Source organism: Enterococcus sp. DIV0703 (genome assembly GCF_051711065.1).
Classification (GTDB): domain Bacteria; phylum Bacillota; class Bacilli; order Lactobacillales; family Enterococcaceae; genus Enterococcus_B; species Enterococcus_B hirae.
In genome coordinates this window covers 995,021-1,020,065 of the sequence record NZ_JBIOLX010000001.1, presented here as the reverse complement: position 1 = coordinate 1,020,065, position 25,045 = coordinate 995,021, and the positions used below count along the sequence as shown (strand labels likewise).

The 25,045-nt window shown below is 36.6% G+C and carries 18 protein-coding genes and 1 riboswitch; of the genes, 6 read left to right on the top strand and 12 right to left on the bottom strand.

Annotated features, from left to right (window positions below):
• Nucleotides 1-128 precede the first annotated feature (128 nt).
• Together IGK81_RS04645 and IGK81_RS04640 are read right to left on the bottom strand one after the other, a co-directional pair.
• Nucleotides 129-911, bottom strand: coding sequence for a DUF368 domain-containing protein (locus tag IGK81_RS04645; protein ID WP_225792594.1), 783 nt, complete (start codon nt 909-911; stop codon nt 129-131).
• Between the two features lie 144 nt (nt 912-1,055).
• Nucleotides 1,056-1,688 (bottom strand): lysozyme family protein, encoded by a 633-nt coding sequence (locus tag IGK81_RS04640; protein WP_034700254.1) that lies wholly within the window; start codon nt 1,686-1,688, stop codon nt 1,056-1,058.
• A 211-nt stretch (nt 1,689-1,899) separates the two neighbouring features.
• On the opposite strand from IGK81_RS04640, the gene IGK81_RS04635 reads away from it, so the two are divergent.
• Both IGK81_RS04635 and mprF read left to right on the top strand, forming a co-directional pair.
• Nucleotides 1,900-2,616: an alpha/beta fold hydrolase gene (locus tag IGK81_RS04635; protein ID WP_010719591.1), complete on the top strand. Its 717-nt coding sequence runs from the start codon at nt 1,900-1,902 to the stop codon at nt 2,614-2,616.
• A gap of 21 nt (nt 2,617-2,637) precedes the next feature.
• Complete coding sequence (gene mprF, locus IGK81_RS04630; protein WP_010737339.1) at nt 2,638-5,223, top strand: bifunctional lysylphosphatidylglycerol flippase/synthetase MprF; 2,586 nt, start codon at nt 2,638-2,640, stop codon at nt 5,221-5,223.
• A 105-nt stretch (nt 5,224-5,328) separates the two neighbouring features.
• On the opposite strand, the gene tuf is transcribed toward mprF, so the two are convergent.
• The 4 genes from tuf to IGK81_RS04610 form a co-directional block, all read right to left on the bottom strand.
• Entirely contained in the window at nt 5,329-6,516 is a 1,188-nt protein-coding gene (tuf, locus tag IGK81_RS04625) for an elongation factor Tu (RefSeq protein ID WP_010719593.1), read from the bottom strand.
• Nucleotides 6,517-6,779: 263 nt separating this feature from the next.
• Nucleotides 6,780-7,184, bottom strand: coding sequence for a GNAT family N-acetyltransferase (locus IGK81_RS04620; protein WP_034700252.1), 405 nt, complete (start codon nt 7,182-7,184; stop codon nt 6,780-6,782).
• Between the two features lie 44 nt (nt 7,185-7,228).
• A complete protein-coding gene (locus IGK81_RS04615; RefSeq protein ID WP_034700250.1) occupies nt 7,229-7,609 on the bottom strand; it encodes a VOC family protein in 381 nt (126 codons plus the stop codon).
• A 341-nt stretch (nt 7,610-7,950) separates the two neighbouring features.
• The gene (locus IGK81_RS04610; protein ID WP_010719596.1) at nt 7,951-8,955 is read right to left on the bottom strand and encodes a nucleoid-associated protein; all 1,005 of its coding nucleotides are present in this window, start codon (nt 8,953-8,955) and stop codon (nt 7,951-7,953) included.
• A gap of 171 nt (nt 8,956-9,126) precedes the next feature.
• On the opposite strand from IGK81_RS04610, the gene IGK81_RS04605 reads away from it, so the two are divergent.
• The 3 genes from IGK81_RS04605 (at nt 9,127) to IGK81_RS04595 (ending at nt 11,201) form a co-directional block, all read left to right on the top strand.
• Nucleotides 9,127-9,978 (top strand): aldo/keto reductase, encoded by an 852-nt coding sequence (locus IGK81_RS04605; RefSeq protein WP_034700247.1) that lies wholly within the window; start codon nt 9,127-9,129, stop codon nt 9,976-9,978.
• 20 nt (nt 9,979-9,998) lie between these two features.
• Complete coding sequence (locus IGK81_RS04600; RefSeq protein WP_010719598.1) at nt 9,999-10,253, top strand: hypothetical protein; 255 nt, start codon at nt 9,999-10,001, stop codon at nt 10,251-10,253.
• A 231-nt stretch (nt 10,254-10,484) separates the two neighbouring features.
• Nucleotides 10,485-11,201, top strand: a complete 717-nt coding sequence (locus tag IGK81_RS04595; protein ID WP_034700244.1) for a hypothetical protein — start codon at nt 10,485-10,487, stop codon at nt 11,199-11,201.
• Between the two features lie 249 nt (nt 11,202-11,450).
• On the opposite strand, the gene IGK81_RS04590 is transcribed toward IGK81_RS04595, so the two are convergent.
• From IGK81_RS04590 to IGK81_RS04580, 3 genes are all read right to left on the bottom strand, one after another.
• Entirely contained in the window at nt 11,451-12,227 is a 777-nt protein-coding gene (locus tag IGK81_RS04590) for a phosphatase PAP2 family protein (RefSeq protein ID WP_034700241.1), read from the bottom strand.
• 45 nt (nt 12,228-12,272) lie between these two features.
• Complete coding sequence (locus IGK81_RS04585) at nt 12,273-13,412, bottom strand: FtsW/RodA/SpoVE family cell cycle protein (protein ID WP_010719601.1); 1,140 nt, start codon at nt 13,410-13,412, stop codon at nt 12,273-12,275.
• Nucleotides 13,413-13,693: 281 nt separating this feature from the next.
• Nucleotides 13,694-13,861: riboswitch (M-box (ykoK) riboswitch) on the bottom strand.
• Nucleotides 13,862-14,080: 219 nt separating this feature from the next.
• Nucleotides 14,081-16,522: a hydroxymethylglutaryl-CoA reductase, degradative gene (locus tag IGK81_RS04580; protein WP_080704618.1), complete on the bottom strand. Its 2,442-nt coding sequence runs from the start codon at nt 16,520-16,522 to the stop codon at nt 14,081-14,083.
• 185 nt (nt 16,523-16,707) lie between these two features.
• Here IGK81_RS04580 and IGK81_RS04575 point away from each other — a divergent pair, with 185 nt between their 5' ends.
• Entirely contained in the window at nt 16,708-17,859 is a 1,152-nt protein-coding gene (locus IGK81_RS04575; protein WP_034700238.1) for a hydroxymethylglutaryl-CoA synthase, read from the top strand.
• Between the two features lie 207 nt (nt 17,860-18,066).
• On the opposite strand, the gene IGK81_RS04570 is transcribed toward IGK81_RS04575, so the two are convergent.
• The 3 genes from IGK81_RS04570 to IGK81_RS04560 all read right to left on the bottom strand — a co-directional run bounded on the left by IGK81_RS04570 (nt 18,067) and on the right by IGK81_RS04560 (nt 24,710).
• Nucleotides 18,067-20,244, bottom strand: a complete 2,178-nt coding sequence (locus IGK81_RS04570) for a putative mucin/carbohydrate-binding domain-containing protein (RefSeq protein ID WP_034700386.1) — start codon at nt 20,242-20,244, stop codon at nt 18,067-18,069.
• A gap of 687 nt (nt 20,245-20,931) precedes the next feature.
• Nucleotides 20,932-21,660, bottom strand: a complete 729-nt coding sequence (locus IGK81_RS04565) for a class I SAM-dependent methyltransferase (protein ID WP_034700235.1) — start codon at nt 21,658-21,660, stop codon at nt 20,932-20,934.
• A gap of 383 nt (nt 21,661-22,043) precedes the next feature.
• Nucleotides 22,044-24,710 (bottom strand): cation-translocating P-type ATPase, encoded by a 2,667-nt coding sequence (locus IGK81_RS04560; RefSeq protein WP_010719606.1) that lies wholly within the window; start codon nt 24,708-24,710, stop codon nt 22,044-22,046.
• Between the last annotated feature and the right edge of the window lie 335 nt (nt 24,711-25,045).

The following is a 25,045-nucleotide window of genomic DNA, read 5'->3' as shown; positions in this document are numbered from 1 at the left end:
TCAATATATTTAAGTCTAGCTTGTTCTATTATTAAAAACAACTTATTTTTTACAAATTTATACAAAATAAGAACACATGATTCTATGCCGCTGAGAAATCCCAGCAAAAATCATGTGCCATTCAACCTTTATTTATATTGTTCTTCTAAACGACTCATCCACCAACCTAATGCGATACCAGCAAAAAATAAAATGGGACAAAAGATGATTCCTAGTAAACTTAAATTTGTGTAATCTGTAGGAACAATCATTACCGTCGAAGCAAAAACAACTCCTAAAATAAAATGGAACAATTTACTATATGCCTTAGAAAAGATAAAATCAAATAACTTTGATAACGTCAACACGCAGACTACCGCGCCTAAACCGATCGGTAAGATCACGTCTAAGCGAGCTTCTTTGAAACCATCAGCCATCGCCTTGTATAACCCCATATAGACTAAAAAATTCGAGGGACTCAGTCCAGGAACAATCATCCCTAAGCCGATTAAACCGCCAGCGATGATCCAAGTTACTGTGTTTTGTTCAACTTGACCATCAAATAGTTGTGATCCGTAAAGTAAAAAGAAATAAGCCACGATCAATGTGACGATCATCAGGATGATATCACCTGATTGCCGCCCTTTCTTTCCAGCTTCTTTCCACAACGCTGGAACAGTACCTACAATACACCCAACAAAAAACCATAAAATCGTCGTTTCATATGTCCCTAATAAGAAACTCACCAAAAAGGAAAGCAAAAAGACTCCGCTGATGCCTCCTAATCCGACAGGCAAAAAGAAAAGCACGTTTTCTTTAAAATTTCTGGTTAGATGAGCTAAAAAAGAGATCAATCGTTCGTACATCCCAAAAACAGCTGCTAAAGCGCCTCCGCTTACCCCCGGTAAAATAAAACCCGAACCGATAAACATTCCCTTTACAAAGCGCAATAGCCAGTCTTTCCCTGAATCTTTCGCTACCTTTTCTGTTATGATTTGTTCTTTTTCCACTTTTTTGAGCACTCCTTCTTTCTGATAAGATAAAGATCTAGCAAAAAATCTCAGCATTACACTCAATTAGTTAAAAACTTTGTCATATAACTCAATGAGGTCTTCATTCATCTTGACAACTCTTGTGTAAAACATGTTCCCTCCATTATGATAAAGATAACCGCCATTGTAAAGCAATGAGGGGACTCGCCAATAGCGATACTTGGTTTTTTTCTCATTACCTAAAAGTGGACTCAAGACATTTTTGGAATATTCTTCTGCTATCTCCATAGTATTTTCCCCACCTCGGTTTTTTACGTAGACAATATAATCCTTACCGAAGTTATAGGCTTGTATAGCTGTATCAAGATCACATCCTTGTTTTTTTGCCTCATTGATCATTTCTGCTAAGTAGCTGACTCCTTGATCGATACTTTCTTTTTGATTATCGATCACATTGGCTTTACCATAGGCGCTTTCCGAACTTTGCATCAAATCAATCCCCTTGCCTTTTGATTCTGTTAAAATGATCCCCTTGACCAAAGACTCGTACTCTTCCATATGGTACTTTTTGATTGCTGTTGTTATTTCTGGTTCGTACTTTTCTACTCTTTTAATCGATTGATAGGTTTTTCCTAAGATGATCAATACTCCTATGACCAAGACAATCACTAAAAAAGAGACGATTCTTCGAAAGATTGATTTTTTCTTTTTTTTCATAAACATTCACCTAGTTATTTTGACATCTTTTTTTATCTTACTATTTATTATCGTTCTTGGCTATTTCTTACTAATCATTTGTTCCTTTCCTTAATAAAAACTGAAATTTTCGGAATTTTTTACTATCTTACGAAAATGATCGTTGTTTTTTTAGGAAAACAATTGCTCTTATAGGAGAATTGTCGTTATACTTTAACCAGTAGGTGATTATGTGAAAAAAGAAAAGAAATATGCAAAAATGACTGATGGAACAGAGATCTATTATGAGAAAAGCGGAAATGGCATGCCTCTGTTTTTACTCCATGGTAATGATGGCAGTGGTCGTTTCTTCTCAGAGCAAGTTCCTGTCTTTAGTCAGTTTTATACCGTTTATCTCATTGATAGTCGAGGTCACGGACGTTCAACGAATCAAGCAAATACCTTGTCTTTTCGTTTGATGGCAGAAGATCTTTATACCATCATGCTACTTGAAGGAATTACAAAAGCAAATATACTAGGTTTTAGTGATGGAGCTAATCTTGGATTGGTCTTTTCAAGTTATTATCCAGAGAAAGTACATCGATTAATATTAAATTCAGGAAATACTTTAGTTAAAGGGGTTTTATTCTCAGCGAGACTGCTTAGCTACTGTCATTATATTGGTATGTGGTTGCTTTCTTTAGTTTGCCCATCGCTTAGAAAAAATTTGTTAGTGATCAAATTGTTGTTAAAAGATATCGGTCTTTCAACAGCAGATTTAGAGAAAATTAAATGTAAAACATTGATTATTGTTGGAAAAAAAGATGTGATCAAACTGCAACACTCCCTTTACCTAGCAAAAACGATCCCAAATGCTTCTTTTGTTTTAGTGAACGAACAAGGACATCAGTTAGCTAGAAAAGATCCTCAACGTTTCAATCAAGAAGTATTAGATTTTTTGTCTGAATAATAAGAATAGTAGGTGATTTTTTTGTTAAAACAAGCCTTACAATGGTTCAAAAACCATTTAGGTCTCTTTAAAACAATCTTTTTAATTTCTGTGGTTGTCATTATCGTTAGTGAATTGATCAATATTGGCAAAACACTATCGATCGCTCAATTAGCCGAAACATTTGCAACAATCCCACTTTGGAAGACGGGGTTGATGCTCATTGTTGGATTACTATCTGTTGCACCGATGATTGGGTATGACATCATCCTTAACCGCTTGTTGGGACAAAAATTAAAAAAGAGTTATTTATTTGAAACAAGTTGGTTGATCAATACCATCAACAATGTTGCCGGTTTTGGCGGCTTTGTCAGCATCGGATTACGCTCCGAATTATACGGTCATAAAAAAGACAGTAAGCAGTTGATGCAAGCTTTGTCGAAGATCTTTTTATTTCTAATGGCCGGACTGTCTATTTATAGTTTGATTTCTTTTTTTATGGTCTTTTTTGCACCGGTTGCGCCTTTTATTAAGCAGTATTGGATTTGGTTGATCGGTGGTGGGTTATACTTCCCACTTGTTTTTGTAGTCACTACCTTAAAAAAAGAGGGCTACCTCGGAGGACTCTCATTAAAAACACAAGGACAATTGCTGCTTGTCTCGATCTTAGAGTGGTCTGGTGTCTTGTTCACCTTTCTAGCAGTTGGGGCACTTATGGATATCAAAGTCGATTTGTGGCAAACGATACCGCTCTTTATCGCAGCTTCAGTTATCGGAATCGTCTCGATGATTCCTGGTGAAATCGGTAGTTTTGATATCATGATGATTATCGGTCTTTCTGCCATAGGTGTGCCAAAGGCAACTGTAGTCGTTTGGATCTTACTGTACCGAATTTTTTATTACATTATTCCTTTTTTGATCGGGATCGTCTTTTTCTTTAAGAATATTGGCTCAACCTTTGATCAACGTTATTCTGGTATTCCTAAGCAGCTGGCAACAGAGATTGCTCATAAAGCCGTCGTCGTCCTTTTATATTTTTCTGGTATCATGATGGTTCTTTCAGCAACGATCCCACAAGCTTTTACCGAGTTTCGTTGGCTGCATAGTATCAATCCGTTAAGGTTGCATTTTATTATTCAATTCCCAAGTATGTTGTTAGGATTTCTCTTTGTCATCATGGGGCGTGGGATTGCTGCAAGAGTCAAAAGAGCCTATTGGCCAACTATTGCATTGATCTTTTTAGCAGCATCTTATGTGACGATTATTGACTTTAGTTTTACTGCAGCTATTTTCCTATTGTTACTGTTGTTGATCGTAATTGCTTCGAAAAATGAATTATTTAGAGAACAAATCATTTATTCATGGGAATGGTTGACGATTGATGGTGTGATTATTGGTGCCTTAGCGTTGCTCTACATCATTATTGGCGTTTATAATCTGCCAACATTTCCTCATCGTAAGCATCATTTTATTTCGTTCTTTTTGTTCCCGTCAGAAAAGATTTGGTTATCTGGATTATTTGCTATTATTGCAGTAAGCTTTATCATCATTCTTTTCGTCCACTTCCTACAAGGAAAGAAACAGCAAGTCGGCGAACCGTTGGATGAAGAAAAAGCGTTAAATATCCTCCATACCTTTGGCGGAAATTCTGATAGTCAATTGATTTTCTTAAAAGACAAGCGCATGTTTATTTACGAAAAAGACCAAGTTGGAACGGTTTTATTACAGTTTGCTTGTTACAATAATAAATGTATCGTGATGGGCGATCCTTCGGGTAAAAAAGAAGATTTTCCTGCTGCTATCGAAGCGTTTATTGAAGAAACTGATCGTTTGTGTTACCTCCCCGTCTTTTATGAAACGAGTGAAGAAATCGTGATGATTTTACATGAATTTGGCTATGATTTCATCAAAATGGGCGAAGAAGCCCATGTTGAATTAGCCAATTTCACTACTTCTGGAAAGAAAATGAAAGGGTCACGTGCGATCTTGAATCGGATTGACCGAGAAGGTTTTACTTTTGAGATTATTCAGCCACCTTTTTCTGCGACACAGATGACTGAACTCAAACAAATTTCTGATCAATGGTTAGGAAGCCGAAAAGAAAAAGGTTTTTCACTGGGGTTCTTCTCAGAAGATTATCTACAGCGGGCACCGATCGCTGTTTTAAAAGACCCACAACAAGACTTAGTAGCATTTGCTTCGATCATGCCAACCTACACAGATAACAAAATCGGCACGATTGATTTGATGCGTTATGATCCTGAGAAAGCACCAGCTGGAAGTATGGATTATCTTTTCCTTCATTTATTTGAGTATATGAAAGAGGAACAGATTGAATTTTTCAACTTGGGGATGGCGCCATTATCCAACGTTGGAACCTCAAGAAAAAGTTTTATTCAAGAACGAATCGCTTACTTAGTTTATGAATTTGGTTCACATTTTTACTCTTTCCACGGCTTGCGTGAGTATAAAGATAAATATGCGACTCATTGGACTTCCCGCTATACTTCCTATTCACGTGACAGTTGGATTGCCTATGTCATGATCGCATTATTGATCATTGATAATGCACCAGTTGACCATAAAAAGCGATTAGTAGGTTTAAAGAAATGGTTACAAAAACGCTGAATATGACAACTTATATCTAATGATGGAAGAAAAAAAGACGCATGATTCTAAAAGTCATCTGACTTGTTGAACCGTGCGTCTTTTTTATTTATCTATCCTTTGTTCTTAGGCTTCGATTTCTGTTACGATACCTGAACCTACTGTACGACCACCTTCACGAATGGAGAAAGTCGTCCCGTTTTCAATAGCAACAGGATGAATCAATTCTACATCGATCGTTACGTTGTCGCCAGGCATGACCATTTCCGTTCCTTCTGGCAAAACAATTGTTCCTGTTACGTCAGTTGTGCGGAAATAAAATTGTGGTCGATAATTATTGAAGAATGGTGTATGACGTCCGCCTTCTTCTTTGGTCAAAACATACACTTCTGCTTTGAATTTAGTATGAGGTGTAATTGAACCAGGTTTGGCAATCACTTGGCCACGTTCGATGTCTTCTCTTTGAATCCCACGTAATAACACACCTACGTTATCCCCTGCTTCACCGTAATCAAGCGTTTTGCGGAACATTTCAACTCCTGTTACTACGGCTTTTTGCGTTTCTGGTTTGATCCCTACGATTTCGATTTCGTCACCGACTCGAACAGCCCCACGGTCAATCCGACCAGATGCTACTGTTCCACGTCCAGTAATTGAAAATACATCTTCGACGGGTAACAATAATGGTTTGTCCGTATCACGTTCTGGTGTTGGGATGTATTCATCGACTGTGTCCATCAATTCCATGATAGCTGCTTCTGCATCAGGATCACCTTGTAATGCTTTTAATGCTGATCCTTTGATAACAGGTGTATCATCACCTGGAAATCCATATTCGCTTAATAGTTCACGAACTTCCATTTCTACTAGGTCAATTAATTCTTCATCATCGACTAAATCTGTTTTGTTCAAGAAAACAATCAAATATTTCACGCCTACTTGGCGAGAAAGTAAAATGTGTTCACGAGTTTGAGGCATTGGGCCATCCGTAGCAGAAACAACCAAGATTGCTCCGTCCATTTGAGCTGCCCCAGTGATCATGTTTTTCACGTAATCCGCATGCCCTGGTGCATCGATATGTGCATAGTGGCGTTTGTCTGTTTCGTATTCCACATGAGCAGTATTGATCGTGATTCCACGTTCACGTTCTTCTGGTGCTGCGTCGATACTAGCATAGTCTTGAGGATTTGCTAAGCCTTTTTTACCTAGTACAGTAGTGATCGCAGCAGTTAAAGTAGTTTTCCCATGGTCGACGTGTCCAATGGTTCCAATATTTACGTGTGGTTTACTTCTATCATAATGTTCTTTTGCCATAATTAACAAACCTCCTAATTAATTTAGAGCTTTAAAGTTTTGCTCTCATCTGTTGTCCATTATAGACTTCTTTGGAAAAATCCAAAAAGAATCTGTCCGCCTTACTTTTTGTAAGTATCGAACAATTTGTATTATACGTCAAACTTGGTCAAAGTCAACCAAGAACACTTATGCTGATTAATGACTAATTTTTCATCAGCCAACCATGCGTAATTGTTGTGACTATCTCCTTGTTTTCACTACAATGGGCTCTTTCGTAACTATCAATATTCGCGATAAAAACAAATCATTTCTTGTGTCGCTACCGATTTAAATTGGCATTTTTCATAAAATCGACGGGTTCGTTGTTCATTTTCTGTCAATAAAACTTTTTGTCTGACTTTTGGATAAGCTTGTACCATTTTTTCGATTAATTGTTTCCCGATCCCCTTGTTTTGATAAGCAGGATGAACAAGCAAATCTTGAATATAAAGAATCGTTTCGCCATCTCCGACACTACGGATCAATCCAATCAATTGTTGTTCGTGCCATACCGTTATTACTTCGAGTGACTGCTGGATTCCCAGAGCTAATTGTTGGATGTCCTTCGTATAGGCTGACCATCCTACAGCTGTATAGAGCGCGAACAATGCATCAAGGTCAATTTTTTTCTCTTCGCTGAATTCCATGTGCTTTCTATCCTTTGCTATATTTTTGTATGATGTAATCTGTCTCAATCTGTCGTTAACTCAATCAGATTTCCTTCAGGATCTTGGATAACCGCTTCATAATAACCGTCGCCCGTAGTTCTTGGACCACTGATCAATGGATAGCCATCTTTTACAAATGTTTCAGCAAATGAATCCACCTCTGTTTTTGTTCCCACTGAAATTGCTAAATGAGCATAACCAAAAGTATCGAGTGCACGATCTGATAAAAAAGGCTTTGTAATCAATTCAATCCGACTTCCTGAGGTGAAATTCAGGAAGTAAGATTGAAACCGGGTTTTAGGATTCGTGTATTTCTCTGAACTTTCTGCAGCAAAATAGTTCTCATAAAACGCTCTCATTTTTTCCAAATCATTAACCCAAATAGCAATATGTTCAACTTTCATTTTGTAACACTCCTTTATATTTTCGTTATCTCTTCCTATCCTTTATACCATTTTCTCTTTATTTGATAAAGAATGATGTGATTATTTTGGCTTTTGCTCTTAGTGATCAGTTCACAAAAGAAATGGTGTTATCTGGTAAAAAGAAAGCTGTCATTCTGAAACATCTAAAGATATGCACTACTTATATAGTTTACACCTGCAAAAAAACCAAGGAAAACTTTATACTGACCGAAAAAAGTTAACTTTTTAATCCAACTTTTAACGTTCACTATAGTTTCTCTTGGCTCTTTTCTTGTCTGCTACATTTTATTGTATTCTCTGAATAAGCATTCTTTTAATAATTATAAACGATTTAATACTTCGTCTACATTTTTGATCATCACTGAGATTGTTCCATCTGGGTTATTAACAAATTCGATCAAATCTGGATTTCGGTAGACGTCTACAGGGACGATCAATTCGATTCCATTGGATAACTTGAATTTTTGTTTACCAAATTTTTTCTCAGAAATTTCTTGGACTTCTCTGACTGGCAAAGCTTCAGCAACAAATCCCTGTTCTTGGACTTCTTCTTGAAAAGCTAATTTCGCTGTGATATTTTCTTTGAAGACTTTTTCCGCAATCATTTCATGGTCTAGTCTGCCCTTTTCCTCGATCGTATCATAAACAGCCTCTTTTAAATCAGCCACTAGATCAAATTCTTCAGTTTCAAATTTTTTCCCTAAACTTTTAGCTACTTTTTGGATCACTTTGACATTCTCTTCTAATGAAGGCGCAGGAACACTTTCGATGACTCTCCCCGAAAAATAGAGTTCTTTTTTTCCAGAAAACTCATATTTTTTTTCAATCAATTCATAGGTTAAATCAGTTAACGCCACCGCAAACGCTTCATCTGCCTTTTGGGATTTTGCCCCCAATATCGCTCGATTCAAAATCAATTGATTGGCGATTCCTGTTTCGTCTGCCTCTACAAAATGTGTATAGGATTCTCGGTAATTGACTTTTAACAAAGCCACATACATCACCGTATCTACTTCATACAAAACAACAAAGACATCAGCGCTTGGTGCTTCTTCGCTTTCTTGATAGATCTCGAACCAGCGTTGAACGATCCCTTCACTTGCTGCTACAAAGTTTTCTTGACAGTCCTGGACTTGTTTCGCCATCATACTTTCAGGTGACAGCTGTCCTGTTTTCGTTTGTGCAGAAGAAATTTTTTGGATTTTCTTTTGTAAAAAATCTCGAATAAACTCTTTAGTCAGATCCAATTCTTGTTGAGAAAATACGGGTGATCCCGTTTCACGATCAATAATATGCATAATTGCTTTTTTTAAATAAATGTCCATGTTCTCATTCCCTTCTGGTTTAGTTTACGGAAAATCAATACAAAATACCAGAACGAAAATCATTATTTTCCTTTTTTTGAAAAAAATAATTGTCTCCTAAACAAAATGGATTCCTTTTTTGAGAAAATGCGCTACACTTAAAAGTGAACTAAAAATTAAGGAGTTGAGAATATGGATTCATTAACAAATACGTATCGTTTATCAAATGGTTATGAAATTCCGATTGTTGGTTTTGGTACTTGGCAAACACCGGATGGCGATGTCGCAGTTTCTTCAGTCAAAGAAGCGCTAGCTGCTGGTTATCGCCACATTGATACAGCACAAGGTTACAAAAATGAGGAAAGCGTCGGTCAAGCGATCAAAGAAAGTGGGATTCCCAGAGAAGAGATTTTTCTAACAACAAAACTTTGGAATGCCAATCACAGTTATGACTTAGTGATGTCTTCGTTTGAAGAATCACTACAAAAATTACAAACAGATTATATTGATCTTTTCTTGATCCACTGGCCTAATCCTGTGGCTTTCCGTGACAATTGGGAAGAAGCAAACGCCCAAACTTGGCGAGCTTTTGAAGAGCTGTATGAAGCTGGAAAAATCAAAGCCATTGGCGTCAGCAACTTCTTGCCCCATCATCTGGATGCGTTACAAAAAACAGCCAAGATCATGCCAATGGTCAACCAAATTTTCTTAGCTCCTGGTGAATTACAACCAGCAGTCGTTGACTATGCCAAAAAACACGAAATGATCCTGGAAGCTTACAGCCCACTTGGCACAGGGAAAATTTTCGATGTACCAGAGATGCAGGAAATTGCCAAAGCCCATCAAAAGAGTATTGCTCAGGTTGCTTTACGCTGGTCCTTACAACATGGTTTCTTGCCTCTGCCAAAATCCGTAACTCCTAGTCGGATCAAAGAAAATGCTGAACTTTTTGACTTTGAACTGTCAGAAGAAGAAATGCAACAAATCGATCAATTAGATGGCGTAGTTGGTAAAGCAAAAGATCCAGATACTACCCAATTTTAATTTAAGGATGTTTGATAACAATGACTCCGATTGAACGTTTAGAAAGGCTCTCAGAAGAAATCACTCGTACTTTTCATCCTGATTTTATCTTTTTGATCGGACCAGACAAGATCCAACACTTCCCAGCACGTAACTGGTCCCATGATCAAAAAATCCAAGAGCTAACCAACCGTTTCGATCATTCGCTAATGGTTACGACTTGGCAAGGACATGAAGTGATCTATTCACCTGAACTGTCTGTCTTTGCTTTGATTCCTTGTTCCAAAACAACGTAGCTGACTTCAATGATCATGATAAGCCGATACACACTGAGTTTTTCTTGCCGGTGTCGTATCGGCTTATCTTTTGATATACACCTAAAAAGAGGAAACATTTCTGATAAAAACAAATATTTTCCTAAAAAAATGCGTATAAATACATACATATCTAAGTTTTTTTCGTATAATCCTTTTCATTTCATCTTTTTTTTCTTATAATCGAAAGGGTATGAGCGAAGGAGAGAACATATGAAGAAAAAACAAAAACAAAAATTACTCAATCAATTCCGTCCTTCTTTAGATGGAATCAGAAGTCAATTATTTCATTCTTTAGAGGATGAAAGTCTACGTCGTTACGGCTTACCTTTACAAGTCATGCTTGATCCGAAAGACCGCCACATCTTAACGATTGGACTTGCAGGAAAAACAAATGAAGATACTCGCATCAATGTACCGATTGATGATAATTTCACAACTGTCTTAAAACGAATCCGTTCAGGAGAAAAAAACATTTTTGAACGCTTCCGTGACAACTTATTGATTGAAATCGTTTCTTATTGGAATGATCAACGTCTTAAAAATGATGAACCAACTGCTCAAGAGGTTTCTACACCTGTTGCTGAAACAAAAGTTGCTGACTCAAAACCTGTGGAATCACCTAAAACAGCTGAAGTATCAAAAGCGGAAACAACTGAAAAACAACGCTCAACTGAAACTGCCGCTTTGAATTTCGCTGATTTTTCAAGCGCAGTAGCGGAATATCCAAAATTTTATGTAGAAAAAGAAGCTGATGCAGCAGTCATCTATGAGAAAACCTCAGATGAACCACGTAAATTAGCTGAAATTTCAATGACAGCAGAAAACCAATTTACAATTGAAAAAGCGTTAGAACGCAAATACAAAGTGAAACTGACATTGATCCCATTGATCGAACAGTTTGCTGCAACAGCTATTTCAGAAAGATAACCAGTTTCACAAATCTATCCACCGCATCAAAAAACGGCTTTTTGTCAAATGATGCCGGTAATGAGAAATCATAAAATGTTAAATGAGCAGAAAGGCAATTGCCCTCTGCTCATTTTTTTATAGTAAAATATTTTTTCTATTACTTTTAATCACCAAAAGTTGTCAATAATCTTCACCAATCTTAAAAAAGATAGAACCAAAAAAACAAGCGGTCTCTTCCCCTTAGTTTATTGGTTATGTTTTTCCAGCTTACCCATGTGCATGATAAAAGACATTCAGTTCATAAGCGACACCAGAAATAATTACTGCTAGTAAAAGGACTAAAAGACCTAAAACTACTTTTTGCTTTTTAGAAAAAAGCGTTTTTTTCTTCTCTAATTGCCTTGTTTTCAATATTGAATCTGTGGAGATAAAAGAGAAACAAACAACATAAGACAATAAAACTACTACTGCACTTAACGAAAATCCAGCTAAAATATCACTTGGATAATGGACTCTTAGATATAATCGAGTTGCTGCAATCAGCAATGGATAGCTGATAAGATACCAAGCAACTCTTCTGGTATCCTGACGACTCCAAATAATACTTAACGATAAGATAATTGTTAGGAAAAGCGCAAAGGATAATAAAGAATGTCCACTAGGAAACGAGTAACTCGTACGTATTTCCAATTGTGAAACGGCAGGTCTGATTCGTGCAATGAGCTTTTTTAGAATATACCCAAAAAAACTAACCGCAAAGATATTACAGATATTCCAAATCGCTAACAAATGGTAATTCTTTTTCCAAATATAAAAAGCAAAAAGAAAGGCGAAACATAAGGTCGGACCAATCGTTGCTAACTTAGCAAACAAACGAACAATCGCTGTTAATTGTGGAAAATTAGGTAAATCGATCTTTGTATAAACCGCTAAATCTAGTGTTTCGAACCATGGAGGATTGATTTTTACGCATAAAATCAATCCAATCAAAAGACATAATGGAACGATTGATAATTTCAGTGCTTTTTGTTGATAATCACTCATAAAACTTTCACTTACTTTCTAACTTCATCTGACTAAACAAATGACTTATTCTACTTTTTTAAAACCTAAGATCATACCTAATCCGCCTCCCATGATCAACAAGGAGGTTCCTCCTTGACTTAGAAAAGGCAAAGGAATTCCTGTTAAAGGCAGTAAACCAATCGAAGCGCCGATATTTTCTACGATTTGAAATAATAGTCCAAATACGAGTACTACCGCTAGATATAGATTTCCTTTATTGTTTGTCTGTATCGCAGTGTAAATAACTTGGTAGAAAAGATAGAAATATAGAAAAACGACGGTCACGCTACCTAAAAAACCAAACGTTTCGGCAATTACAGTAAATACCATATCTGATTCACGTACTGGTACATAGATTGGTGGTATTTCAGCTGGTCGTCCACTAAATCCACCTGCACTAACAGATAATAAGCTTTGTGATTGTTGGTATCCGATCGATTGACTATAAGCAAAAGGATCGATCCAAGCTCTCACCCGGTCTAATTGATACGTCTTAAAGTTCAGACTATAAAGGATCTCATTACCGTATTTCGTAAAAACTAGACAAATCAATATGACCCCAATAATAAATAAAAAACTAGCACATACGGCCAAGATCTTCCAATGGACCCCTGCAATCATGAACAGAGCCCCCAAACAAATAATAAATACCAAACTTGTCCCAAAATCTTTTTGCATATACATCAACAAGAAAGTTGGTAAACTGATCAACAGAACTTGAAAGACATAGATCAGATCCGTTTTCACGGTACGTTCACTGACTTTCTTTTCATAAAGCAAGGTGAAATAAACGAGAACTAATGCAAAAGTCAATTTAACCAATTCAGAAGGTTGAAAAGTAAAACTACCAATCCTCAGCCAACGTTTCGTATCGGTTAATTGGTACATCACTGGATCATAAAATTTGTAGAGCAAACTCATAATTGCTAATGAAATGGCATAAAAATAAGGAGACAATCGTAACAATAACGCTGTCTTGATTTTTTGTGTCAGTAACAAAAGTCCTAATGAAGCAATGCAAAAGATCACTTGTTTTAAAACAATAGTTTTATAAGGCACTTGGTCGTAGACTGCTGCTCCATATTGCACACCGATACTTAATAAATAAAAGAGAAAAATCGGCAAAAATAACGCATAATTAAACTCAAATGATTTTGATTTCACACACAACACCTCTTAAACGAAAGTTTTCGTAACCAGAATTTCTCTAATCTTCTTATCAAAACATCCGTTATCAACTAGTATCCATTTTGCCATCCTTTCTATTAGGCAAAAGGAGTCACTTTCACATGAGGAAAAATAAAAGTAGCGTGATCATAATGTGCTGTGATTTATTTTCAAGTAAGTGGTGTAAATATCCAACTCCAAAAAATAAGCCGAAAATTCACAAAAATCAGCAAAGATTTTTAGAAGTTTCGGCTTATTTGTTAAAGTTGCGTACATCAACAACTATCTCATCGTGTGAGTTTTGACACTAAACAACGTAAAGATTTCTCTTAGCTATCTTATGAAGAGCCTTAATTCGACAATTCCTGTTTTACACATTGGCGTCTTTCGACGTTTCTGCGCAATAGCCTATGTTTGTTTAGGAGCCTCGCCTAACAAGTATTAAATTTGAAAAAAGTATATCCTTTAACGAACAATTTCACAATAGCATCCCGTAGAAAGTTCACAAAAATTTAGTCATATTTAACCTTTTCCTTAATTTTACCGACAATTAGCAAAAAAAGAGAGCTTTTGACTAGGAATAATATGAATAAATATAATAAATATATAGTAGCTTTTTATCCATTCTGCTGTTATCCCAATCAGTCTCTCTTTTTTATAAATACTTATTTTTTACGTAATTGCATCAAAAATTTTCTAGCTACGTCCTGATTCATTCCTTCGGCTTTTCTTAGAAATTCAGCGACTTGTTCAATTTCAGTTCCTTGTGCCCCGACTGTGATCGCTAAGGCTCTAGCTTGAAGCGACATATGCCCCTTTTGGATACCGTCTGTCACTAATGCCCGCAAAGCAGCTAAATTTTGTGCTAAACCGACGGCAGCAATGATTTGCGCTAATTCTTTTGCTGATTCAATCTTCAACATGTCTAGTGCAATCTTTGCTTTTGGAAGAATCCTAGAAGCCCCTCCAACTGTTGCCACTGCCAAAGGTACCGTTAATTGTCCAACTAACTTATCTCCAATCATTTGCCAGTCTGACAGGCCTTGGTAAGCACCATCTTTCGCAGCATACGCATGAACGGCAGCTGCACAAGCTCTCGTATCGTTTCCAGTAGCAAGAATGACAGCTTCGATGCCATTCATGATCCCTTTATTATGTGTTGCTGCCCGATAAACATCTAATTTAGCATACTCGGAAGCTTGTTGGATTTTTTCAGCAATTCTCTTTCCTGCTTCAATCGTTTTTCCCAATCGCTCGAAGGGAATCTCACAACTAGCTGTTACTAATGATTCTGTTGCGAAATTGCTTAAAATACTAAATAAAATCTCTTCTTTAGGAAACCAGGAACGTATTTTCTGGGCAACACCTTCTAAGATAGCGTTGATGATATTAGCTCCCATCGCATCTTTTACATCAACCAAGAAATCGATCGATAAGTAATCCAAATTATTACCCTTAAAGTTTCTTGTTGCGATTTCCTGCACTCCACCACCACGTCTCACGATCGAGGGATAACTTGCATTCGCACATGCTAGTAGTTCATCTTGTCTGGCGATGACAGCATCAGTTATGCCTCGATTATCCAGTTCCCCTGATAGTACAATCTGACCACGCATCAGGCGTTGTGGTGTAATTGCTGTAATGTCTCCACATATTTTTGCACCGTTACTGGCTGCAGCAATTACAGACGGTTCTTCTGTCGCCATCGGTACTTGTCTTTTGATTCCATTGATTTGAAAATTAGGTGCAATCCCTAGAGGAATCTCAATTTGACTGATTTGATTTTCAATCAAATGATTGGCTACTTCTTCAGAGAGTGTTCCTACTTTTAATTCATCAGCTTGTGATTGACTGATGATTCCTTCACTAACCAACTGACTCCGACGTTGTTCAGGCGTCAGTTGATAAAACTTTTTTTTTTGGTCACTTGATTGTTCCGTTTCTAGATTTGCTTCAAGTAACATGGCTAGTCCTAAGCCTCCACCAATACATAAAGAAGCCACACCATATTGTTGGTTCATTCGTTTCAAGCCATAACTTAATGTTGTCAAAATACGAGCACCACTTGCACCAATCGGATGACCGAGTGCGATGGCACCACCATCTACATTGACCTTTTCTTCAGCTAGTTGTAAGTTGCGATTGACCACAATCGATGAAGCCGCAAATGCTTCGTTGATCTCAAAACGATCGATTTGATCAATAGAAATTTCAGCTTTTTTCAATAACGTTTGGATTGCTGAGATAGGTGCAATTCCCATAATGCTCGGATCAATCCCAATTTCAGAAACAGCCTTGATCGTTGCAAGATAAGGAAGCCCATGTTTGATCGCATATTCTTTTGAAGCTAAAATCAATACCGATGCTCCATCATTTAACGGAGAAGCATTCCCTGCTGTCACAGTCCCATTTTCGGAAAAAACAGTTTTCAAAGTCCCTAATTTTTCCAGTGTACTATTCCCTCGGATGGCTTCGTCTTTATCCATGATTCTTTGATCAGGTAAAGTAACGGGAATAATTTCTGCTTCAAATACCCCGTTTTCACTAGCTTGAGCTGCTTTTTTTTGTGAGTTGAGCGCATATTGATCTTGTTCTGTTCTCGTAACGGAAAATTCGTTCGCTACTTTTTCAGCAGTTAAGCCCATATGTGCATTTGAGAACGCATCTGTCAGCCCATCATTGACCATACTTGAGATCGGCTCTTCATAAGTTGCATTTTCTGCTTCATATTGCTGAAGCAGTGGCGCACGTGACATGCTTTCAGTGCCTCCTGCGACTACTAGATCAGCTTCACCTAACTGAATCAATTGGCGAGCCAAAATAACCGCCTTCATTCCTGAGCCACATACTTCGTTGACTGTCATGGCAGGAACCTGAACAGGGATCCCACTATTGACAGAAATTTGTCTGGCAACATTCTGACCATTCCCCGCTTGTAATACATTTCCAAATATTACTTGATCGATGTTTTCTTTATGGATACCTGTTTTTTCTAACAGTTCTTTTGTAATGATTGTTCCTAATTCTACAGCAGAAAAACTGCTTAAACTGCCACGATACTTTCCAATTGGCGTTCTCGCAGCATCTATAATAACGACTTCCTTCAAGTCAGTCACCTCCTAGAAAAATATACCATTGTTTATGCTAAAAACAAATACCTCACTACAGCTTCAAAAAAATCTAGGAATAAATTTTACAAATCCTTAAATATTCGCTTTTTTATATTTCTTTTAATCTTTTTATGATACTTTAGTAAAGTAAGTTTTTTTATCATGAGTAAAGAGGTGTTGAAATGAAAGTAGGGATTGATCGTCTTTCCTTTTTTATTCCAAATTTATATTTAGATATGACAGAGTTAGCTGAACGTCGGGGAGATGATCCTGCTAAATACCATATCGGTATTGGCCAAGATCAAATGGCCATCAACCGAGTGTCAGAAGATATCGTGACTTTAGGAGCAAATGCAGCTACTAGGATCGTCACAAATGAAGATCGCGAGCTGATCGATATGGTTATCGTAGGAACGGAATCTGGCATCGATCATTCAAAGGCGAGTGCTGTAATTATCCATCATTTATTGAAAGTCCAACCTTTTGCTCGTTCGTTTGAAGTAAAAGAAGCTTGTTATGGTGGAACTGCTGCTCTCCACATGGCAAAAGAATATGTAAAAAATCATCCAGATCGAAAAGTTTTAGTGATCGCTAGTGACATCGCCCGTTATGGTCTAGCTAGTGGTGGAGAAGTGACACAAGGTGTGGGTGCTGTCGCTATGATGGTTACCAAAGATCCACGAATCATCACTATCGAAGACGATAGTACTTTCTTAACCGAAGATATTTATGATTTTTGGCGTCCTGATTATGCGCAATACCCAGTGGTTGATGGTCCTTTATCCAACTCCACTTATATCGAATCTTTTCAAAAAGTTTGGAATCGACATAAAGAGGTAACAGGATTTACTTTAGAAGACTATGATGCGCTAAGTTTTCACATTCCTTACACAAAAATGGGGAAAAAAGCCTTACAAAGTGTCTTGGATCAGACAGATGAAGAAACACAAAATCGCTTATTGACTCGCTATGAAGAAAGTATTCGTTATAGTCGGCGAATTGGTAACCTTTATACTGGTTCTCTTTATCTAGGAGTGATTTCTCTTTTAGAAAACTCACAAGTGTTAAAATCAGGTGATCGAATTGGCTTATTCAGCTATGGTTCGGGTGCTGTCAGTGAATTTTTCACAGGTTACTTACAAGACGGCTATCAAGATTTCCTATTGACTGAACTACATCAAGAAATGTTAGAAGGTAGAGAAGCTGTCACAGTCGATCAATATGAAACAATCTTCAAGGAAAAATTACCTGAACATGGGGAAACAGCCGAATATTCTTCCGATGTACCATTTTCAATCTATAAAGTTGAAAATGATATTCGTTACTACAAGTAACCATATGAGATAACTGCCTGATTGATTTAATAGGTAATCAAAAATGTTTGCAAAAAAGCAACTTTTGACATATAGCTACAAAAAGCAGTAAAACAAAAAATAGCGGCTTGCAATTACTTTTGTCAACATTGTTGTGACAATAAATAACTGTAAGTCGCTATTTGATTTTCTATCCTATTTCATAAACTATATGATGCTTCTTAATGTTTAGAACCATTTTTTGAATAGTATATAATATAAAGTTTGATATTCTGATTTTTCTCTTAATGATGTTTGATCAATCATCACCCATAACAATTTTTTTTCAGGTGATCGGTCACTTGGAACCGGATTGACTAACTCTTTATCCCAAAGTTGAGTGGCTAATGACGTAATTCTTTTTTTGAGATCCTCTTTGGCATCATTTTTCAAAGCTAGGTTTTCTAATCCAAATTGGGTTACTACCCAACGATTGGTCGATTGCGTAGTATCAACGATCCCTTCAGAAGAAATGAAGCGGTTTTTAGGTTCTGCATGATAAATTTCAACGATATCACCTATTTTCAATGATACATTTTCTTCACCAGTAACAGACTCTATGCCTTCGATCGTTTTTTCGTATTTCAGTTCTCCTGTACTACTTTTGACCATTACTTTTACATAAGTTTCATTCTCATAACGATAATGAGGTCTCGAATGCGTAACTGAAACAATTGCTTCTTGAGTATCACTGTTCTTGTTTGTTCTAAATGTAAATGAGCCAAACTTCCTGTCATTCACTCCATGAAAATCAATGACTTGGCTATCTTTTACTTCGTCCAACGTAATAACCGCATGATTTGTTGCTTCTTTCACGTAAACATAACTATTCTGTGGGATGAAATACATCATTTGATTTCCAGAGAATTCTGCACAATAGATGCCATTAGGAATGTTTTTAAAAGTGACTACTCCTCCAGTGATTTCTTGAGTAGCTATTTCTTTCGCTCCATCTTTTAAAGTTATTTTGGTACCTTTTAATAGGTTTAAATCTCTCAAACTTAATTCAATCGTAAGATCACCTTTTAGATTTAGCGCAGCAATCTCCTTGTTTTGCACCATCTCAAAATTAGAATTGATCAAATAAGATGGGTCGACTAATTCACGCGCACGTGCCAACTCACTTTCTGGTACGACATCAGCTAAAGAAGCGACTGCCGGATAACCATGCTCACGATTTTTTTGAACTTGTACTTGATCAAGCGTCAATCCCCATTTCTCTAAAACACCTGAAAAATCTAGTTGACTATTTTCACTATAGATACGATTCATTAAATCAGGTAAGGTATGATCTTCACGGACGAAATCTGATTGATTAGCTATTTTACGATATTCTTGGTACATTTTAGCAAAAGCCTCATCTCCAGCTTTTTGTTTCAACATCGCTAATAAAATTAGTTTTTCGTTGGCTTTAGCCTCAGCATATGTACGTTTTTCGTAGATCATATGCTCATACATACTTCTTTCTACTGTATCTTTTTTCCCTTCAAATAGCCCGCCTTTTTTATCTGCTTCTTTTCCAAATAGGATATTGTATTCATACTGAACAACAAACAAATTATTTGATATTTCTCCCGTATACATTCCAACTCCATCAAAACCAGCTTGATAGCCATGACCAATTTCATGCAACACTTTCCAACTGTCTTCAGTTAACCAGCACTCGACTGTGCTATAGCTATTTGCTGTCCATTCTGAGGAATAATAAGCACCGCCAGGTCCGTTTTTGTCTGCTTTAAAGAAAAAACGATTCACTCCATTTTGATTTTCTTTAGACGAGTTATCAAAACCAGCGATTTGATTATAGTAACCAAACAATTCGATGTAGTGTTCGATCAATTCATCTAAGGAACGGTAATCTTTCAAGTTTCTTACTTTTTCTTTATCATTTTTAGGAACAAGCAATTGAAAATCTGGTCCTTTAATCAAAGCATATTCAGCATCGAACTTGTCCCACATTGAAAGAAACATAGTATCATCTCCATGATAATTATAAACTGGTAATGGTTTAATATGTTCAGAAGTGACGATTTCATATTCAATCTGAGCAGCTTCTTCTCCATATGGCGTATCAATAAACGGAACCAAAGGATCATTTGCACTTATACTTACCCATTCTGAACCAACTAAGATACTTTTTTCGATACTTGAAGCATTACCTAACAATCTCAATCTTAATTTATTTTTGAATTGTTTATTTGTTTGTCTAATCCTCAATTCAACATTTTCGGTCAAGATAAATCCTAAATCTTGGCGATCATGATTTTTTCCTTTATCCATCCCTGCATTGAAGATCCAAGTTGGTTCAGGAATACTAAAAATCTCTTTTTTAATTACCTCTTGCGCCTGAACATTCGTAGAAAACAAACAACCAAAAAAATAACACTGATAACCCTATCAAAAAAATCTTTTTCAAACAAAAAACCTCCTGTTATGTAATTTTATACAAATTGCCATTTAATCAAACAAAGCAATCGTATACATTTAAGTATAAATAAAATAGTCAAAAACCACAATAAAAATTATACTTCCACTTCAATTAAACTATTTTTTTAAAGAAATAATTAAGATGCAAGCTATAATTTTTCAAAACAAACATTTTAACTATTTGTTATTTTATAAAATAATAAAAATGATTTAAAACAGTTAAGAAAACACAATACCAATATATCTGACAACTCATTTTTCTCCGTTTATTCTTTTAGAAAGATAACCAACAGTCAAAAAATAGTTTTAGGCCGATTTCTTAGAGTGAATTGTTAAGACACAAGCAAATATAAGTGTTTTTTCTTTTACGTTAATTTTCGATTACTCCATTAGCCACAACAAAAAAAGACTGAGCCAATCTGATATGCTCCCCCTATATAGGACACTGAAATATAAAAGTCCTGTATAGGTGGAGCATATCACAACTTGCCTCAGTCTCTTCTCATCATATCTCTAAAGACGGATAAACGGTGTTCAAAAAGTCATTCCTCGTCAATCCGTCCTAAGAGATAAATCGTTTTTCTCTATATTCTTAGAGTAAACAAAACTAGTCATGCCCATTTTGGGTCACTCCTTCTTGATTAGTAGTAGCCGATAGGTCAACATCGTTGTACTAACAATTTTTTCTTTTGGGTCAAAATATTTTTGAATATACTCTTTAAAAATTATTTCTTCTAGATATTCTTGATAATATGCTCTCATAAAATCTTCCGTAATTTCTTCTTTAAACGTATACGTAAATTCTTTTCTTTTATAGGACCATTCTTCATCTTTTAAATAAGTTTCCAAATGATCCATTATTACTGGTGAAGTCACAGCATCTTCTTCGAAAATTCCTAATTTTTTTTCCAACGATGTAAACAGATCTTCTTTAGAAGAGACAACTCTTAGGATGACACAATATTTTTTCATCTTTGTTAACATTCTACTTAACTTAACGGAATCGTCTAAAGCCGGATTAGAAGCAGAGAAAATAAAATCATACGTTTTTCCATTTTTCAGAAATTCAGAAAAAGTCTGTTTCGTTAGATGAATGTTTTCCCTCCCTAATCTAGCTGCTTCTTCAGTAGCAAACTTCAACATTTCATCCGAAAAATCTATCAATTCATATGTAGTTGCTTCTTTTGACATCGCTAGATAGCGTCCAGCGCCACCTGCTACATCCACTATTTTCTCAGTTGGTAATGCAGCTTCTTTTTTTAGATACTCAATGACATCTCGGACAATTGTTTTGTCTGATTCTTTTTGATTCATGTAGTAATCGCTTGCAAAGGCGTCCCATTCTTCTTCGTTCATTTTCATTCCTCTATTTCTCTATTTTTATATCACTTTTTCACTTTTCGGAATAAATAATATACTGACTAATTCATAACCAAAACCTACCTGCTCTTAGGCTTATCGAAATAATTATTTTTAAAATTTCTGTCCTTTCATTATACATGATTCACATGTGTTTTTTTTCTTTCTATCTCATCAGAGCCAAATTTTTAAATTGCCGATATAGTTCTTCACTATGTATATTAGACAGCTATCATCAAGTAAAGAATAAAGATGTCATTGAACAAAAAACTGGCTGGTATACATTCGGTTGAATCCCGAAGCCATACCAGCCAGTTGGTGAAATACTCTGCTGTTAACTTTTGAATAGCACATCAAAAAATTATCCCAGGTATTCCTATTTATTTCTCTTTTTGTACGTGTACAAGGATCAGTTTTGTGATTTCCATTAAAATGATCGTTACTAAGGCAATCCCGATTGACGTAAAGACTTCTGTCAAACCAAATGCTGCTGGAATTGAAAAGACTTCTTTCAAGCCTGGGATCATCGTCAAGCAATACAATGCACTACATACTACAACAGCTAACAATACGCTTCGATTTGCGAAGAAACCTGCTTGGATCGCTGTTTGTGTGTTAGAACGCGCAGGGAATGTTTGTAATGTTCGACACCAGATCAATGTTGAAAACGACATTGCTACGCCAAATTCTGGTGAATGTTGCATTCCTAACCACTGCGCAAAAATGACTGCGATACCGATTAGTACGCCTCGATAAGTAACCGAAATCAATGTTTTATCGGTAAAGATTCCTGAATTTGGATCTCTTGGTGGACGTTTCATTGTAGCTGGTTCGGCTTTTTCTGTTCCTAAAGCAATCGCTGGTAATGAGTCGTTGACTAAGTTGATAAACAATAATTGTAATGCTGTAAATGGATTGGACCAATCAGCAACTAAAGCGAAGACAATCGCAATGATCGCACCTAAGTTTCCAGAGAATAAATAGGCAATCGCCTTTTTGATATTATCAAAAACATTACGTCCTACTTCTACGGCACTAACGATTGAAGCAAAGTTATCATCGGTCAAGACCATCGCTGCCGCATCTTTCGATACATCCGTACCCGTACCCATGGCAATACCAATATCCGCTTGTTTCAAGGCCGGAGCATCATTAACTCCATCGCCTGTCATCGCAGAAATGTGTCCTTTTGTTTGCCATGCACGTACGATTCGGATCTTGTTTTCAGGAGATACACGTGCGTATACAGTCACTTTTTCCAAGACTTCGTTTAATTGATCTTCGGTCAATTCATCTAACTCTGTCCCTGTAAGTGCTTGATCTCCTTCTGCAAAGATCCCAATTTCTTTCGCGATCGCAACAGCAGTCGTTTTGTGGTCTCCAGTGATCATAATTGTTTTAATTCCAGCGCTTCGAGCTTCTTTAACTGCTTGTGTGACTTCTGCTCTTGGAGGATCGATCATGGCAAGTAATCCAACTAGAATCAAGTCATTTTCATCTTCAAATGACAACTCTGGACTTTCAATTGGGCGATAAGCAAAGGCTAAAACACGCAATGCCTTGTTTGAGAAAGCTTCATTTTGTTCTTTGAATTGTTTCATCAATTCCTCTGTCATTGGTACAACTTCACCATTTAGCAAGACCTTTTTACTGCGAGCAAACACGATATCTGGTCCACCTTTAACAAAAAGATAGTGTCCCTGATCAATGTTATGAGCAGTCGACATTAATTTTCGGTCAGAATCAAATGGTAATTCAGCTTTTCTTGGATAGTTGTTACGGATTTCTTGATACGGTTGATTCAATTTTTCACTAAAATCAATAAACGCTACCTCTGTCGGATCTCCAAGTTTCGTACCATCTTCACTGATGGAAGCATCATTGGCTAATACACTGATTTCAATCAAGCGTCTTTCATCGTCTGTCCATTTTTTTGGATCATCGGTAAAATCTCCAGTCGAACCATTCGCTAGATAATAATCAACTACCGTCATCTTATTTTGGGTCAATGTCCCAGTTTTATCTGTACAAATAATACTAGTCGAACCCAGTGTTTCCACTGCTGGTAATTTTCGGATAATGGCATGTCGCTTCGCCATTTTATTGGTTCCCAAGGATAAAACGATCGTTACGATTGATTGTAATGCTTCTGGGATGGCAGCAACCGCAACAGCGACTGCAAACATTACTGCACTAACGATATCAGCAGTTAAATCACCTGTGCCGCCGCCAAGATAGATTCGGAACAATTGGATACCTAAAATAACTAACGATAAAGCTAAAATCGCTAAACTTAACTTCTTACTAAATTTATCTAATCCACGCTGTAGTGGTGTTACTTGTTCAGTTGTTGATTCAAGTAACCCTGCCACCTCACCGATTTCTGTGTTATTTCCAGTAGCGGTAACTAAGAATTTCCCACGACCATAAGTAATGATTGTTCCACTAAATACCATGTTGATACGATCACCAATCGGCACTGTCTGACTAATATCAGTTACTTCTTTTTCCGATGCTGTCGATTCACCAGTTAGCATCCCTTCATCCACTTTCAATGATCCAGCTTCTAACAACCGACCATCGGCAGGGACATAATCTCCTGCTTCCAATAAAACGATATCTCCTACAACCAGTTCATTCGCAGGGATCGTTTTTTCTTTTCCATCACGAATCACACGTGCATCAGGTGCAGAAAGATTTTTCAATGCCTCTAAAGAACCTTCTGCTTTCTTCGTTTGGATCACACTAATCACGGAGTTCAACATCAATACGGCAAAAATAACGAAAAATTCGATATAATCTCCCATGACCATTTGAATCAAAGCGACAATCAACAAGACAATAACCATTGCATCTTTAAAAGTTTCTAAAAACAATTTCCACGTTGGCTTCTTAGGTGCTTCTTTTAACTGATTCAATCCGTCTCTTTCTAACTTTTCTTTTGCTTGTGATGTACTCAAACCATCGATTGAGCTCTGTGTTTTTTGCATCAGCGAGTCAATTGGTTCTTTATAGACAACTTGCTGAGCCTGTTCTTTGTTTTCCAAATTCCATCCCCCATTTTGTTTTTCGTTACCAAAAAGTTTTCTGACTGAAAAAAAAGAGACCTAAGACAAATGCGGATTTGTCTTAGGTCTCACCATTTCATACAATACCAGAAAACCAAATGGTTAACTTACTGTTGATATTATCACAACAAACGTTGTCGGTTACTCCCCTAAGGAGATATTCAACTATATTCTTATCCTACATGAATGAATAGAAAATTGCAACCACTTTGCCTTGTGGTTCTTTATTTTTTCAAACCACTTTATAATCTCTGCAACTTCAAATTTAGGATTCTAAGGATTCTCATGATATAATACTGTTTGTTATTCTAAAT